General features: G+C 71.4%; 12 protein-coding genes. 5 read left to right on the top strand and 7 right to left on the bottom strand.

The window, feature by feature from the left end:
- Nucleotides 1-20: 20 nt before the first annotated feature.
- Nucleotides 21-626: an HAD family acid phosphatase gene (locus H5965_RS25360; RefSeq protein WP_310972744.1), complete on the top strand. Its 606-nt coding sequence runs from the start codon at nucleotides 21-23 to the stop codon at nucleotides 624-626.
- Here H5965_RS25360 and H5965_RS25365 read toward each other — a convergent pair.
- The gene (locus H5965_RS25365) at nucleotides 605-1,537 is read right to left on the bottom strand and encodes a LacI family DNA-binding transcriptional regulator (RefSeq protein WP_310972745.1); all 933 of its coding nucleotides are present in this window, start codon (nucleotides 1,535-1,537) and stop codon (nucleotides 605-607) included. The genes H5965_RS25360 and H5965_RS25365 overlap by 22 nt on opposite strands.
- Before the next feature lie 139 nt (nucleotides 1,538-1,676).
- Here H5965_RS25365 and H5965_RS25370 point away from each other — a divergent pair, with 139 nt between their 5' ends.
- Nucleotides 1,677-2,852 (top strand): CaiB/BaiF CoA-transferase family protein, encoded by a 1,176-nt coding sequence (locus tag H5965_RS25370; protein WP_310972746.1) that lies wholly within the window; start codon nucleotides 1,677-1,679, stop codon nucleotides 2,850-2,852.
- A 160-nt stretch (nucleotides 2,853-3,012) separates the two neighbouring features.
- Nucleotides 3,013-3,174, top strand: a complete 162-nt coding sequence (locus tag H5965_RS25375) for a hypothetical protein (protein WP_310972747.1) — start codon at nucleotides 3,013-3,015, stop codon at nucleotides 3,172-3,174.
- Nucleotides 3,175-3,180: 6 nt separating this feature from the next.
- Here H5965_RS25375 and H5965_RS25380 read toward each other — a convergent pair whose 3' ends face one another.
- The 5 genes from H5965_RS25380 to H5965_RS25400 form a co-directional block, all read right to left on the bottom strand.
- Nucleotides 3,181-3,849 (bottom strand): HAD family hydrolase, encoded by a 669-nt coding sequence (locus H5965_RS25380; protein WP_310972748.1) that lies wholly within the window; start codon nucleotides 3,847-3,849, stop codon nucleotides 3,181-3,183.
- Nucleotides 3,850-3,904: 55 nt separating this feature from the next.
- The gene (locus tag H5965_RS25385; RefSeq protein ID WP_310972749.1) at nucleotides 3,905-6,205 is read right to left on the bottom strand and encodes a glycosyl hydrolase family 95 catalytic domain-containing protein; all 2,301 of its coding nucleotides are present in this window, start codon (nucleotides 6,203-6,205) and stop codon (nucleotides 3,905-3,907) included.
- Between the two features lie 98 nt (nucleotides 6,206-6,303).
- Entirely contained in the window at nucleotides 6,304-7,065 is a 762-nt protein-coding gene (locus H5965_RS25390) for an NAD(P)H-binding protein (protein ID WP_310972750.1), read from the bottom strand.
- Nucleotides 7,066-7,123: 58 nt separating this feature from the next.
- Nucleotides 7,124-10,702: a discoidin domain-containing protein gene (locus H5965_RS25395; RefSeq protein WP_310972751.1), complete on the bottom strand. Its 3,579-nt coding sequence runs from the start codon at nucleotides 10,700-10,702 to the stop codon at nucleotides 7,124-7,126.
- 203 nt (nucleotides 10,703-10,905) lie between these two features.
- Entirely contained in the window at nucleotides 10,906-11,346 is a 441-nt protein-coding gene (locus tag H5965_RS25400; RefSeq protein WP_310972752.1) for a helix-turn-helix domain-containing protein, read from the bottom strand.
- Nucleotides 11,347-11,477: 131 nt separating this feature from the next.
- Here H5965_RS25400 and H5965_RS25405 point away from each other — a divergent pair, with 131 nt between their 5' ends.
- The gene (locus H5965_RS25405) at nucleotides 11,478-12,674 is read left to right on the top strand and encodes a thiolase family protein (protein ID WP_310972753.1); all 1,197 of its coding nucleotides are present in this window, start codon (nucleotides 11,478-11,480) and stop codon (nucleotides 12,672-12,674) included.
- Nucleotides 12,675-12,746: 72 nt separating this feature from the next.
- Here the strand turns inward: H5965_RS25405 and ligD are convergent, their stop codons facing one another.
- A complete protein-coding gene (gene ligD / locus H5965_RS25410; protein WP_310972754.1) occupies nucleotides 12,747-13,688 on the bottom strand; it encodes a non-homologous end-joining DNA ligase in 942 nt (313 codons plus the stop codon).
- Nucleotides 13,689-13,753: 65 nt separating this feature from the next.
- Between ligD and H5965_RS25415 the strand changes: the two genes are divergently transcribed.
- Nucleotides 13,754-14,590: a PHP domain-containing protein gene (locus H5965_RS25415; RefSeq protein ID WP_310972755.1), complete on the top strand. Its 837-nt coding sequence runs from the start codon at nucleotides 13,754-13,756 to the stop codon at nucleotides 14,588-14,590.
- Nucleotides 14,591-14,603: the final 13 nt, after the last annotated feature.

Consider the following 14,603-nt stretch of genomic DNA (forward strand, 5'->3'; position numbering starts at 1 on the left):
CGGCTGGTGGACTGTCAGCCATGTCAGCCTCGAAAGCCCGCCTCGCCGTGGCCGGTACCGCCTCCGCCGCCCTGCTGCTGCTCGGCAACGCCGGTGTCGCCGACGCCGCCGTTGCCCGGCCCGCCGTCACGGCCGCCGCCGCGCCGTCCTATGCCACCTGGGTCGCCGACGTCACCGCGGTCACCACGCCGGCCGCCGACTACCTCACCCAGCGGCTCGCCGTCCCGGGCGGGCGGACCGCGATCGTGCTCGACATCGACAACACGAGCCTGGAGACCCACTACAACGGCGGGTTCACCACCCCGGCCGTCAAGCCGGTCCTCGCGCTCGCCAAGTTCGCCCAGGCCAAGGGGGCCGCGGTCCTCTTCGTCAGCGACCGCACCGAGGTGCTCCGGTGGCCCACCGAGGGGAACCTGAAGGCGGTCGGGTACCCGGACGACGGGCTCTACCTGCGTCCCCTGTTCAACTTCGACCCGGTGCAGACCAACAAGACCAAGGCCCGGGTCGCCATCGAACAGGCCGGCTACACGATCGTCGCGAACATCGGCAACAACACCACCGACCTCGACGGCGGGCACGCCGAGCGGACCTTCAAGCTGCCGGACTACAACGGCGCGCTGTCCTGAACCGACGCGATCGTCGTCCCGGCCACCGGCGGGCAGGTGAGCAGCCGGGGCTCGCCTGCCCCCGTGGCCACGACGGACGCCAGCAGCCGCACCGCCTCCCGGCCGAGGGCGCGCCGCGGCACCTCGAAGCCGCTGGCTTCCGGACTGGACGGCGGGCAGCCGAGCACCGCCAGCGACAGGTCACCGGGGACCGACACCGCCGCCGCGTGCAGGGCCCGCTGGGCAGGAGCGAACACCGCCTCGTCGACGACCAGCGCGGTCACGCCGTCGGCGAGCCAGCCGCGGACCGCCGTCGCGAGGCCGGTGCCGTCGGTGCGGACCACCAGGGCGGGCTCGATGCCGGTGCCGCTTTCCCGCTCACGCGCGGCCGGGGTGTCGGCCGGCTCGCGCAGGTAGCGGATCCGCCGGTGGCCCGCCTGCCGCAGCCGGGCGAGCACTTCAGCGGACGCCGATGCGTGGTCGGCGTCGACGTACGGGACGCGGTCACCGAGCTCCGGACAGCGTCCGATGTGGACGCTCGGGTACCCGGTGGCGAGCTGCTCCGCGGGCACCGGGCCGCCGAAGAACAGGCAGCCGTCGGCGAGCCGGCTGCGGCGGGCGAAGCCGGGGCCGGGCGCGGTGAACATGATCAGATCCTTGCCGAGCACGGCCGCCTCCGCCGCGATGCCGGCCAGGATCGCCTGGTGCGCCTCGAACGCCGGGCCGGCGGCGCAGATCCCGAAGAGGCCGTGGCCCGCCTGCCGTTTCGCGAGCGGATCGGCGTAACCGAGCCGCTGGGCGGCCTCCAGCACGCGCAGCCGCGTCGCCTCCGCCAGCCGGACCCCGGTGCGGTTGCCGCCGAGCACCACCGACACGGTCGCCTGGGAAACCCCGGCCACGCGCGCGATGTCGGCCTGCCGCACCCTGCCCATCGGGCACCTCGCTCGCCGGTCGCCGGGGTCAGCTGATCGATTCAGACTGCAAGCCCGCTTCGGGACGCGTCAACGGTTTTGCCCGAAACTCCCGTTGATCCGGCCCGGTCATACCGGCGGCGGATGGCAGGATGCGGCCATGCGCTCCTTGCCCCTCGACGGCGTCACGGTCGTGTCGTGCGAACAGGCCGTGGCCGCGCCGCTGGCCACCCGGCACCTGGCCGACCTCGGCGCCCGGGTGCTCAAGATCGAGCGGCCGGGCACCGGCGACTTCGCCCGCGCCTACGACGAAACCGTGCACGGCCTCTCCAGCCACTTCGTGTGGCTGAACCGGTCGAAGGAGAGCGTCGCCCTCGACCTCAAGAGCGACGCGGCGCCCGGCGTGATGGCGGCGCTGCTGGACCGGGCGGACGTGTTCGTGCAGAACTTCGCGCCCGGCGTCGCGGACCGCCTCGGGCTGGGCGCGGCCGCCGTGCGCGCGACCCGGCCGCGGCTGATCACGTGCTCGGTGTCGGGTTACGGCTCGACCGGTCCGTACCGCGACGCGAAGGCGTACGACCTGCTCATCCAGTCCGAAGCGGGACTGGTGTCGGTCACCGGATCCGAGGAGGAGCCGGCCAAGAGCGGTATCCCGGCCGCGGACATCGGGGCCGGGATGTACGCGTTCTCCGGCATCCTCTCCGCGCTGTACGACCGCGAGCGCACCGGGCAGGGCACCGAACTGGAAGTGAGCCTGTTCGACTCGCTGGTGGAGTGGATGGGCTTCCCGCTGTACTACGCGGGTTACGGCGGGACGCCGCCGCCGAGGACGGGCACCAGCCACGCCGCGATCGCGCCCTATGGAACGTTCGCCGCGGGCGACGGGAGCGAAGTGGTGCTGGCGGTGCAGAACGACCGCGAGTGGGCGGCGTTCTGCGAGCACGCGGTCGCCCGCCCGGACTGGGTCACCGACCCGCGGTTCGTCACCGGCAGCGCCCGCGTGACCCACCGGGCGGAGCTGGAAGCCGCGATCGATGCGATCTTCGCCGAGCTCACCGGCGCTTCACTGGAGGCACGGTTGGCAGCGGGCCGGATCGCGTATGCCCGCCGCCGCGACCTGCCGGACGTGCTGGCCCATCCCCAGCTCACGGCCCGCGACCGGTTCGCGGAGGTGGCGACCCCGGGCGGGCCGATCCGGGCGACGCTGCCGCCGATCACGGTGGCCGGCCGGGCGCCGAGGATGGCCCCGGTGCCGGCGCTGGGCGAGCACACGGACGCGGTGTTGAGGGAGTTCGGCTTCGATGTGGACGCACTGCGACGTCAGGGCGCGGTGTAGCACGGGCGCGTCAGGTTCCCAGGATGTGCCGGGCCCTGGTGAGCACCGGCTTGTCCACCATCCGCCCGTAAGGGGTCCGGGCCGCCGGACTGCGTGATCACCCGATGCGACGCCCCACCCCTCAGGACGAACCTGGGCTTCACGACGGAAGGAGCCCCTCATGCGAGGCGACTGGATCCACGACTGGGTGCAGGTGGAGATGGCGTACCGGGCCGGGGAGCGCCCGGCACCGGTGGTGCGCGAGCGGCCGGCTGCGCACCCTTGGAAGACGCTGTGGGCCGCGCTGTTCCCGCCGCGCCGGGCCGCGGTGCGCCACCCGTGACGGCCGTCAGCGGGCTCCGGCGTGCACCCGCTCGACCGTCTCGACCAGGGTGTCCAGGCCGGGCAGGACCGCGTCCGCCACCGCCGGGTCCTGCGGGCCGTCGTGCCGGTTGACCCACACGCGCGGGATGTCCAGCGCCTGGGCGGGCACCATGTCGTGGAAGTGGCTCTGCGCGACGTGCACCCAGTTCGCGGCGGTCGCGTCGAAGGAGGCGGCGAACCGCCGGAAGTGGCCGTGCCCCGGCTTGTACTCGCCGACGTCCTCCGCGGTCACGATCGCGTCGATCGGCACCACCAGCCGCCGCTGGGTCTCGCCGATGAGGTCGCGGTCGCAGTTGGTGAGCAGCGCGAGCCGCCAGCCCGCTTCCCGCAGCGCGGACAGGGCCGGCCGGACGTCCGGGAACACCGGCCAGTACGGCAGCCCGGTGCCGAGCACCGACGCGTCGTCCGCCACCAGCTCCAGCCCGGCTTCGGCCGCGGTCCGCCGCACGGACTCGGCGAGCACCTCCCGGTAGCGCCGCACCGGCACTTCGGCCTGGACCTGCGGCTCGATCCGGTTGTAGACCTCGAGCAGGTCCGCGCCGCGGCCGGGGAACAGCAGCTCCAGCCCGGTGGTGATGCCGTGGCGCCAGTCCACCAGCGTGCCGAAGCAGTCGAACGTCGCCCAGCGGATCATCCTGTCCTCTCCCCTGCGTCGGTGCAGCCGTCCGGATACCCGCGGCGGGCCGACCTCATTCACTCGGCCGGACCGTGATCGACGCTCCCGGCCGCAGGGTGATGATCCGCCGCCAGGTGCCGGCCCGCACCTCGGTCCGGGTCCCGCCGACGCTGCGGAGCACCGCCTTGGTGACCTTCCCGGCCCGCCATTCGACGTCCACCTCGAAGCCTCCGCGCGCGCCGATCCCGGTCACCCGGCCCGACGCCGCCCACGCCGACGGCAGCGCGGGCAGCAGTTCCAGCACGCCCGGCCGCGAGTACACCAGCATTTCGAGCATCGCCGTGGGCGCGCCGAGGTTCGCGTCGATCTGGAAGATCGCGTAGCTGCCCTGGCTGTACATGTCGAAGAAGTTCGGCGCGGTCCCGTTGCCGTTGTCCACCGACGGCCGCAGCACGGTGAGCAGCAGCTGGTACGCACGATCGGCGTCCTTGAGCCGCGCCCAGCACGCCGAGCGCCACGCGGTCGCCCAGCCGTAGCTGTCCATCCCGCGCGCGATCAGCAACGCCCGGACACCGTCGAGCAGCTCGCGCGGTGCCGTGTCGGCCGCGATGCGGTCGCCCGGGAAGAAGCCGATCAGCGGGGACAGGTGCCGGTGCGTGGTCTCGCCGAGGTTGTCCGGCGACATCCATTCCTCGAGCCAGCCGGTGGCCGGGCTCACCTTCGGCAGGTACAGCTTCTTCTGCAGCCCGGCGATCCGGTCGCCGTAGGCGCGGTCCCGGCCCAGGACCGCGACGGCTTCGCGGTAGTGCTCGAACAGGTCCCAGACGATCTCCTGCGCGTAGGTGATCCCGCGGGCGTCCTGCGGGCCGTGCTCGGGTGACCAGTCGTGGTCGTCGACGAGCACTTCGCGGCCGTCGACGGTCATCGGGAGCAGCCGCGCGTCCCAGAACTCGGCCGCTCCCTTGAGCAGCGGGTAGATCCGGGCGAGGTAGGCCTTGTCCTGTGTGTGGGCGTAGTGGTCCCAGAGCGAATTGCACAGCCACGCGTTGCCGCCGGGGTGCCACCACCAGCCGGAGCCGCCGTAGATGTTGGTGGAGAAGGCGACCGCCCAGCCCGCGACCTTCCCGCTGGTGTTCCGGTAGCGGTTGCGCGGGTCGTTGAACAGCCGGTTCGTGCTGTCCGTCCACACGGGAAGCTGCGCGAGGCAGTAGCCGGCCAGGGCAGTGAAGTTCTCCGGCAGCGCCGCGCGATCGGCCAGCCAGTAGTTCATCTGGACGTTGATGTCGGTGTGGTAGTCGCTCATCCAATCCGGCGTGTTGGTGTTCTGCCACAGGCCCTGCAGGCCCATCGGCAGGCCGTCGCGCGAGCCGGTGATCGTCAGGTAGCGCCCGAACTGCAGGTAGCTCGCCTCCAGCTCCGGGTCGGGCACACCCGGCTGGTCGTGCCGGGCGACCAGCCGCGACCACGTGTCGAGGGCCCGCCGGGCCGGCGGCGAGTGGCCGAGGTCGACGCTCATCCGGTCGAACAGCCGCCGGTAGTCCGCGACGTGGGTGGCCCGCAGGGCGCTGCCACCCACGGCCAGTGCCGCGGCCGCCTTCCGCTTCGCCAGGGCCAGGGGGTCGAGCGACGCGTCGAGGAACTTCCGCGCCGCGTCGGGCACGTAGTTCGTGCCGCCGCTGAGCACGATGACGACGTCGTTGCCGCTGAACGTGGTCCCGCCGGCCACCGTGCACGCGTACTTCAGGCCGTTGGCGAACGTGCCGGTGAACGCCGTCGCGCCGGAGGAGGTCTCGCCCCGGGTGGGCTCCAGCGACACCGAGCCGGCGACGGGGCCGCCGCTGAACCGGATCACCACGACGTCGTCGGGGTGGCTCGCGAAGTACTCGCGGCGGTACCGGACGCCCTGGTGCCGGTAGGTGATCACGACGAGGCCGTTGCTCAGGTCGAGCGTGCGGCGGTAGTCCGTGACGCCGGTGTGCGCGGGCACCGAGATCCGCAGCTTCGCCAGCAGGCCGAGCGTGCCGAACTTCTCGCGTTCGTACGGGAACTGGCCGTCCTCCTCGAGGACGTCGTTGGCGCCGCCGGTCCACAACGACGCGTCGGCGAGGTAGAGGAAGTCGGTGGCGGGGTCGCCGCCGACGAGAGCACCGATCCGACCATTCCCGATCGGCAGCCCCTGCTCGATGATCTTGTCCTCGGCCGCGGGAGCCGGGTACCACAGCGTGGTCGCCCGTGCGTCCGGCACCAGGTCCGCCGCGGCCGGCCGCAGCACGTCCGCGCCGGCCAGGAACGGTGGAATCCCGCTGAAGGCGAGGCCGGCGCCGACCGCGCCACCGAGCTTGACGAACGTACGGCGAGAGGGAGGGTTCGACATGTCGGATCCGTTCGGCGTTGAAGGCGGGACCGGCGTGCAGCTCGCCAAACATATGACCTATCCGGAGCCGAGGTCAAGATTCTTCGTAATTAATCGGATTACATATGAGCGTGCTCGGCCAGGTACTCGCGGAAGGTGATCTCGCCTTCGCGGTGCCCGGGGGTCAGGTGCCCGCCGCCGGCGTAAGCCCGGAACGTCTCCCCCGGCACCTTCACCGGCACGATCCGCTTGTGCCGCCCGGTCACCTCGCCGACCGCCTGGGCCAGCTCGGTCGCGGTGAGGATCTCCGGGCCGCCGAAGTCGGGCGCGCGGCCGGCCGGGTCGTCGACCGCGTGGGCGGCGAGGCGGCGGGCGACGTCCCGGACGTCGACGGGCTGGAACGAGATCCGCGGCACCGGCACCACCGGGAGCCGGGACGCGCCGGAAAGGAGCGTGCGGACCAGGCCGTGGAACTGGGTGGCCCGCTGGATCGTGTACGGCAGGCCCGAGGCCGCGAACAGCTCCTCGGTCTCGTGCTTGGCCCGGTAGTAGCCGAGCGGGACCCGGTCGACGCCGACGATCGAGACGTACACCAGGTGCGGGCCGCCCGCCCACCGCGCCGCCTCGATCAGCGTGCGCGCGAGCTGCGTCTCCCGCCCGAAGTAGTCGGTGGCGCAGTGGACGACGACGTCCACCCCGGCGACGGCGCTGTCGATGCCCCGCCCGGTCCGCAGGTCGCCGCGGACGACGTCCGGCGCCGCCCGCCTGCTGAGCACGCGGACTTCCTCGCCCGCCGACCGCAGCCGCGTCACGACCGCCGAGCCGAGCTGCCCGGTGCCGCCGGTGACCAGGATCCGCACGTCGACCACCTCCGGCGTCATCCTGGCACGGCGCGGGCCCGCCGGGGAACGGCTTCCCGGCGGGCCCGCGCGGCCTGGCTCAGCTGCGGTTGATGGTGAACGTGGTGGTGCGGTTGCGGATGTCCTCGGCGTTGTCGGCCAGGGTCAGCCCGGTGAAGGTCGCCGAGCCGACGGCCGGGCCCTGGCCCGGCTCCGGCAGCTCGTTGGCCCAGATCCCGATCCCGGACTTCGCGTCGAAGGCGTCCCCGCTGCGGTGGGCGCCGGTGATCGACACGTTCGCCAGCACGGTGTCCTCGACCGGGTGCTCCGGCGTGGTGCCGTTGTACTTGGTCTGGAACATGATGCCGCTGTAGGTCGGGCTCTGGATGTCCACATCGGACACCCGGATGCCGCGGAACTCCTTGGACGCGGAGAACAGCCAGATCGCCGGGAAGGTCTGCTGGCCCCAGAAGTGGCCGCCGTCCCGGACCAGGGAGGCGTTCTGGACCGTCGTCGGCTGCGGCCCGAACCCGAGGAACGGGTAGCCGAAGTCGAGCGAGCTGATCGTGATCGCCGAGTAGGTCAGCGTGTCCGCGATGTAGAGGTTCCGGAAGGTGTTGCTGTACCCGCCGTACACCGCCAGCCCGGCCGCACGCCACGGCGTGAGCGCGGTGAGGTTTTCGAACACGTTGTCGTACTGGTTGCCCGGGTTGAGGTCCGTGGCGGCGAACAGCGCGAAGCTGTCGTCACCGGTGGACCGGGCCTCGATGTTGGTGACGTGGTTGCCGGTGCTCCCGTTCGTCAGGTTGACGCCGTCGGCGAAGGTGTCGCGGATCCGGGAGTTCTTGATCGTGGCGTTGTCCACGTTGGTGCCCCAGACCATGACCACCTGGTGTTCGACCCAGATGTTGTCGATCGTCAGGTTCGCGACGTTCGTCAGGTTGAACACCTTGCCGGGGCCGTCGATCCGGGACGTGTAGTTGCCGAACACGGCGAACCCGCTGAACGTCGAGCCATTCGCGCTCGCCTGCACGTCGATGCCGATGTCGGTGTTCTCCTGCCCGGAGGGTGCGGAGAACTTCGTGAACCACGGCCCGGCGCCGGTGACCGTGACGGCCTTGCCGTAGACGTTCAGCTTGCTCGACAACGCGTAGGTCCCGGCCGGCAGGTAGACGCCGGTGAGGGTGGTGTCCTGCCGGACCTTGTCGAGGGCGCTCTGCACGTCCTGCTGGGTGAACCCGGCAGGCACCGCGAAGTGCGCCGGGTCGGGGTTGGCGACCGCGGTGGCCTGCTCGAAGTTGACGAAGTCGATCGCGTAGTTCGTCGTGTTCGCCGCGTCCTTCTGCAGCTTGATCCTGCTGCCGGCGGGCACCGTGGTGCCCAGCAGCATGCTGGCTTCGTCGTAGATGTGCCGCGGGCCGGCGCCCGGCGAGTTGCCCGGGCCGGTCTCGGCGCCGTAGAGCCACGCGAAGTGCGAGGTCAGGTCGATGGCCTTGAGGAAGGTGCCGTCGACGTAGACGTTCAGCGTCGAGTTGATCCCGCCACCGCCCGCGCTGTCCGGGATGGAGAACCGCGTGACCAGGGTGTTGGTGGCCGCGCGGGTGGTGAACTCCACCGAGGAGCCGGTCGAGTTCAGCGTCACGGCCTTGCGGCCCGACGCCTCGCCCGCGAGGTCGCCGATCGTGCGGTTCGGCCCGACCACGGCGGCCCCGCCCGCCAGGACGCCGTCCTCGGCTTCGTACATGTCGTAGGGCATGTTCGCGCCACGGCCGGCGAAGAGCGCCTGCGTGCCGGTGTTGTTGCCCTGCTTGACGGGCAGCTCGTTGGCGTCGTTCGCGACGACGGTCTTGACGGTGTACCGGCCGTTGGCGGCGGTCCACGTGCCGACGGTGACCGGGCTCGCGGTGGCTCCGGCGGCGATCGCGCCGGTGTAGGTCCCGCTGAGTGTCTTCACCACGGTGCCGTTCTGGTCCGTGATCGTCACCGTGATGCCGTGGGCGCCGCCGGCGCTCGCCACCGTGCCCTGGTTGCGCAGGGTCGTGGTGAAGGTGACCGTGTTGCCCGCGGACGGGTTGTTCGGCGACCACGCCGTGGCCGCGACGAGGTCGGAGCTCTGCACCGGGCTGACGACGAGCGCCGCCGAGCTCGTGTAGGCGTTGTTGGCCTCGTTCTGCTCGATGACGGCGTTGGCTTCGTCGACCTTGGCCGTCAACGGGTAGCTGCCCGCGTCCCGGGTGCCGATGTTCGCCGACACCGTCGTCGAAGCGCCTGCCGCGAGCGCGCCGACGGTGGCCGTGCCGACCTTGGTCGTTCCGAGGTAGAGGTTGACGTTCGTCGCGCCCGAAGCTGCCGTGCCCGCGTTGCGGACGGTCGCCGACGCGGTGATCGCGTCGGTCTCCACCGGGTTCTGCGGCGACCAGGACACCCCCGAGATGGTCAGGTCCGGGTTGGGTGCGGGGACGCCGAAGACCTGGAACTCGGCGGCCTGCCCGCCGCCCGCGCCGGAGTTGGCGGTGACGCGCAGGCGGACGTCGGCGGCGCGGCCGCCGAGCGGGATCGTCACGGTGTTGCCGCTCGCGGGGTTGAAGCTGTAGCTCTGGGCGGCGGCCAGCGTGGTGAAGGCGGACGCACTCTGCTCCCGGCCCTCGACGGCGATCGTCTGGGTCCGCGGCCCCCACGCCGGGTCCGGGTTGAGCTTGACCACGACCTGGTTCAGGTCGGCGTTCGCGCCGAGCGCGACGGTCAGAAGGTTCGGGTAGGTCCCGCCGCCGCCCTCCCAGTAGGTGGCCACGGAGCCGTCGTTCGCGTTGCCCGCCACGTACGTCCACTCCGTCGAGGACGCCGTGATCGGCTTGCCCAGGGCCAGGTTCGTCCCGGCTTGCGTGCCGGTTCGGGTCACGGTGCTGCTGGGGCCCGACTGGTTGCCCGCCGCGTCCTTCGCCCGGACGAAGTAGGAGACCGTGGCGCCGTCGGGCTGGCTGTCGGTGTAGGTCAGGACATTCCCGGCGACGCTGCCGCGGAGCTGGTTGTTGGCGTAGACGTCGTAGCCGGTGACGCCGGTGTTGTCGGTCGACGCCGACCAGGTCAGCCGGATCTGGCCGCTCGCGGGCTGGGTGTAGGCGAGGTTGCCGGGCGCGGACGGCGGCTGCGTGTCGCCGCCGGCGGGGCCGTGCACCTCGAACTCCGAGAGCTGGGCGGCGGGCCAGCCGGTGTTGGCGCTGACGTTCAGCCGGACGAACCGGGGCTTGCCGCTGACGTCGACGGTGACCGTGTTGGCCTTGGCCGGGTCGAAGACGTACCCGGCGGAGGGCTTCAGGTCGGTGAAGGTGGTCCCGTCGGTGCTGCCCTGGACGCTGATGGTCTCGGTGCGGGCACCCCAGTTCGCGGCCGGCAGCTTGAGCACGAGCTGCGCGACGTCGGTCGGCGTGCCGAGGTCGGCCTGGACCCACTGCGGGAACTGGTTGTTCGCGCTTTCCCAGTAGGTGTCCTGGTTGCCGTCGCCGACGTTCGAGACGGGGTAGCCGGCGAGCTGGCTGCTGGCGGTGTAGGTCGCGGAGGCGGCTTGGACGGCCGGCGCGGGAGCGGCCGGCGCCGCGCTGGCCGGAGCGGCGGGCGTGGCGAGGAGCAGGGACAAGGCGGCGAAGGCGGCCGCGGGTGACAACACACGCTTCGTTCTCATGCGGTTCCTCTGATCCGGGGAGGGGAGGGAGACGACTCGGAGCGAAACCGGAATCTTCCTGACGTCTGCCGCGATCTGCCGGTTATCTGTCAGGTTCTTGCACTGATTCGTTCAAGAGTTACAGTGACCGGGGCCACAAGTCAACGCCCGCGCAGCAAAAAGGCCTCCTCGCGGGGGATGCGAGGAGGCCGTTCCGGCTTGGTTCAGGCGTGCACGGCGCCGAGCCGGATCGCGTGGGTGCCCGGGGCGTCGACCGGGCCGCCGCAGTGGGCGCAGACGGTGGCCGGCTCGAGCACTTCACCGCAGGCGTGGCGCCAGAGGGTGGGCGGTTCGCCCTGGTGGACGTACTTGTCGCCCCAGGCCATCAGACCGAGCAGGACGGGCTGCAGTGCGCGGCCGGCTTCGGTCGGGTGGTACTCGTGGCGCGGCGGGTGGGCTTCGTACTGGACCTTCTCGAGGACGCCGGCGTCGACGAGCTTGCGCAGCCGCGCGGCCAGGATGTCCCGGCTCGCGCCGGTGTTCTCGGCGATCTGGTTGAACCGCCGCTCCCCCAGCATGATCTCGCGCAGCGCGAGCAGGCTCCACCGTTCGCCGACAATCTCCAGCGCCTCGGCGACCGAGCATTCGCGACCACGCCGGACCATGCCACCTCCACGGGATTGAAAATCCAACCTAGCACGTCAACCGCATGTGACGTGGCGAACAGCTGAGTTGTGGATTCCAACCGACCGGGCGTATACCGGAGGGACCCCCGATCTGCGAGGAGGCAGACGCCATGACGGACGCGGTGATCGTCGACGCGGTACGAACCCCGATCGGCAAGGGCAAGCCGAACGGGACACTGGCCGGGGTGCACCCGGTGGACCTGCACGCCCACGCCTTGCGGTCCCTGGTCGAGCGCACGGGCGTGGACCCGGCCCGCATCGACGACGTGATCAGCGGCGCGGTGGGCCAGATCGGCGAGCAGAGCATGAACACGGCCCGCTGGGCGGCGCTGGCGGCCGGGCTCCCGGAGTCGGTCCCGGCGGTGACGGTCGACCGCCAGTGCGGCAGCAGCCAGCAGGCCGTCCACTTCGCGGCCCAGGGCGTGATCGCGGGCGCGTACGACGTGGTGATCGCCTCGGGTGTCGAGTCGATGAGCCGCGTCCCGATGGGCAGCCAGGTGGCGGGCCGCGACCCGTTCGGCCCCCAGGTGGCGGCCCGCTATCCGGACGGCCTGGTCCCACAGGGCATCAGCGCGGAGCTGATCGCCGCGAAGTGGGGCTTCACCCGGGCACAGCTGGACGAGTTCTCGGCGCAAAGCCACCAGCGGGCGGCGAAGGCGTGGGCGGACGGGAAGTTCGCGGCCGAGGTGGCCCCGCTGAAGGCACCGGGACCGGACGGCACGCTGCGGGAGGTCACCACCGACGAGACGGTCCGGCCGGGCACCACAACGGAGGTCCTCGCGGGCTTGAAGCCGGCCTTCCGGGCGGATGTCTGGGAGCAGCGCTTCCCTCAGCTGGCCTGGCAGGTGACGGCGGGCAATTCTTCCCCGATCAACGACGGCGCGGCAGCATTGCTGATCACGAGCGCCGAGGCGGCAGCGGCACTGGGCCTGAAGCCCCGAGCCCGAATCCACAGTTTCGCGGTAGCGGGCGACGACCCCCTCCTGATGCTGACGGGCATCATCCCGGCCACGAACAAGGTCCTGGCCAAGGCAGGCCTGAAGGTGTCGGACATCGACGCATTCGAGGTCAACGAGGCATTCGCCAGCGTGGTCCTGGCCTGGCAGCACGAGACCGGAGCGGACCTGGCGAAGGTGAACGTCAACGGAGGAGCCATAGCCCTGGGCCACCCCTTGGGAGGCAGCGGAGCAAGGCTGGCCACAACACTGCTGTCGGTCCTGGAGCAAACGGGCGGCCGCTACGGCTTGCAGACGATGTGCGAGGCAGGAGGCCTCGCCAATGCAACAATCATCGAGCGCCTGGACTGACCGCACCAAAACCGAAGCAGCACGCACAACCGAAGCACCAAGGAACCCAGACCTCCGGCAACCACCCGGGAATCACTCCGGATCAGGCGCCTCGACACCATCCCGATCAGCCCACTCGAGCAAGGGTTCAAGCGAGAAAACAGCATCATCGATCCCGGCGTGAAGATCACCCACCTCGGCGAACCGGCCCGGAACAGTGGCGATCGTGAAATCCCCCGGCTCGGCATCATCGATCTCCGACCACCGAACCGGCGTCGAAACCGTCCCTTCAGGATTTCCGCGAACCGAGTAGGCACTGGCGATCGTGTGATCCCGGGCGTTCTGGTTGTAGTCGACGAAGAGCAACCGCGGATCCCGGTCCTTCCGCCACCAGGTGGTGGTGACGTCGTCCGGAGCCCGCCGTTCCACCTCATGGGCGAAGGCCAGCGCAGCCCGCCGGACCTCGGCGAAACCCCACCGCGGCTCGATCCGGACGTAGATGTGCAGCCCCCGGCCACCGGAGGTCTTGGGAAAGCCCACCGCACCGAGCTCGTCGAGAATCTCGTGCGCCACGTGGGCAACCCGCCGCACCCGGTCGTAACCACAATCGGGCATCGGGTCGAGATCGATCCGCCACTCGTCCGGCTTCTCGGTATCGGCCCGCCGCGAGTTCCACGGGTGGAACTCCACAGTGGCCATCTGCACCGCCCACGCGACGTGCGCCAGCTCGGTGACGCACAGCTCGTCCGCGTGCCGGTTGTACCGCGGAAAGGTCACCCGGACCGTCTCCAGCCACGGCGGAGCACCGTTCGGCACCCGCTTCTGGTGCACCTTTTCCCCGGCCACCCCGGACGGGAACCGGTGCAGCATGCAGGGCCGCTCGCGCAGGGCGTTGACGATGCCGTCGCCCACCGAGAGGTAGTAGTTGACCAGGTCGAGCTTCGTCTCACCCCGAGCCGGGAAGTAGACCCGGTCCGGGTTGGAGATCCGCACGGTGTGCGGGCCGACCTCGAGCTCCACAGCCTTGGACGCCATGGCATGACGGTACAGCGGCGCGAAGGGCGGCGGCGGGAGGAAGGCGGTGGTGCACAATCGGCGTGGTGAGCCTCCCGACGGACGGGCACGTCCACACCGAATGGTCCTGGGACACGGTCACCGGTTCGATGATCGGCTCGTGCGAGCGGGCGATCGAGCTGGGCCTGCCGTCGGTGGCGTTCACCGAGCACGCGGACCTGACCCCGTGGCTGATCCCGGAGCCGGTCCGGCCGCTGCTGCCGGACCACTTCCGGGTGCGCCTGCGCGCGGACGGCGTCCTGGAGCCGCCGGACCTGGACGTCGCGGGGTACCTGGCGTGCGTCGAAGAGTGCCGCGCGCGGTTTCCGGACCTGCGGATCCTGTCGGGCGTCGAGCTGAGCGAGCCGCACTGGCACCGCCCCCGCGCCGACGCCCTCCTGGCGGCCCACGACTTCGACCGCGTCCTGGGCTCGGTGCACTCCCTGCCGGACGGCGAGCACCACCAGGAGCTGACGGTGGTCTCGGGCCGGCCGCCGGGCGAGCTGCTGCGGGCGTACCTGGGCGAGGTGCTGGGCCTGGTCGAGTCGACGGCGGACTTCGCGGTGCTGGCCCACATCGACTACGCCCTGCGCTCATGGCCTGCCGAAGGCCCCCCGTTCGTGGCGGCGGACTTCGAGGAGGAATTCCGGACGGTGCTGCGCGCGTTGCGGGCAAGCGGGCGAGCGCTGGAGGTCAACACGAAGGTGCCGTTGCCGGGCGAGGTGGTCCGGTGGTGGTTCGAGGTGGGCGGCGAGGCGGTGTCGTTCGGCAGCGACGCCCACGAGCCGGGCCTGGTCGGCCACGGCTTCGAGCGGGCGGCGGCCCTGGTGGAGTCGTGCGGCTTCCGGCCGGGCCGCACCCCGCACGACTTCTGGCGCCGCTGACGCCCGGCGCGGC

The organism is Amycolatopsis sp. 505 (genome assembly GCF_031625235.1).
Lineage (GTDB): Bacteria > Actinomycetota > Actinomycetes > Mycobacteriales > Pseudonocardiaceae > Amycolatopsis.

What these genes read in the sequence shown, in the direction of transcription:
- H5965_RS25360 (WP_310972744.1), top strand. Translation starts at nt 21, where the DNA reads ATGTCAGCCTCGAAAGCCCGCCTCGCCGTGGCCGGTACCGCCTCCGCC.
- H5965_RS25365 (WP_310972745.1), bottom strand. Translation starts at nt 1,537, where the DNA reads ATGGGCAGGGTGCGGCAGGCCGACATCGCGCGCGTGGCCGGGGTTTCC.
- H5965_RS25370 (WP_310972746.1), top strand. Translation starts at nt 1,677, where the DNA reads ATGCGCTCCTTGCCCCTCGACGGCGTCACGGTCGTGTCGTGCGAACAG.
- H5965_RS25375 (WP_310972747.1), top strand. Translation starts at nt 3,013, where the DNA reads ATGCGAGGCGACTGGATCCACGACTGGGTGCAGGTGGAGATGGCGTAC.
- H5965_RS25380 (WP_310972748.1), bottom strand. Translation starts at nt 3,849, where the DNA reads ATGATCCGCTGGGCGACGTTCGACTGCTTCGGCACGCTGGTGGACTGG.
- H5965_RS25385 (WP_310972749.1), bottom strand. Translation starts at nt 6,205, where the DNA reads ATGTCGAACCCTCCCTCTCGCCGTACGTTCGTCAAGCTCGGTGGCGCG.
- H5965_RS25390 (WP_310972750.1), bottom strand. Translation starts at nt 7,065, where the DNA reads ATGACGCCGGAGGTGGTCGACGTGCGGATCCTGGTCACCGGCGGCACC.
- H5965_RS25395 (WP_310972751.1), bottom strand. Translation starts at nt 10,702, where the DNA reads ATGAGAACGAAGCGTGTGTTGTCACCCGCGGCCGCCTTCGCCGCCTTG.
- H5965_RS25400 (WP_310972752.1), bottom strand. Translation starts at nt 11,346, where the DNA reads ATGGTCCGGCGTGGTCGCGAATGCTCGGTCGCCGAGGCGCTGGAGATT.
- H5965_RS25405 (WP_310972753.1), top strand. Translation starts at nt 11,478, where the DNA reads ATGACGGACGCGGTGATCGTCGACGCGGTACGAACCCCGATCGGCAAG.
- ligD (WP_310972754.1), bottom strand. Translation starts at nt 13,688, where the DNA reads ATGGCGTCCAAGGCTGTGGAGCTCGAGGTCGGCCCGCACACCGTGCGG.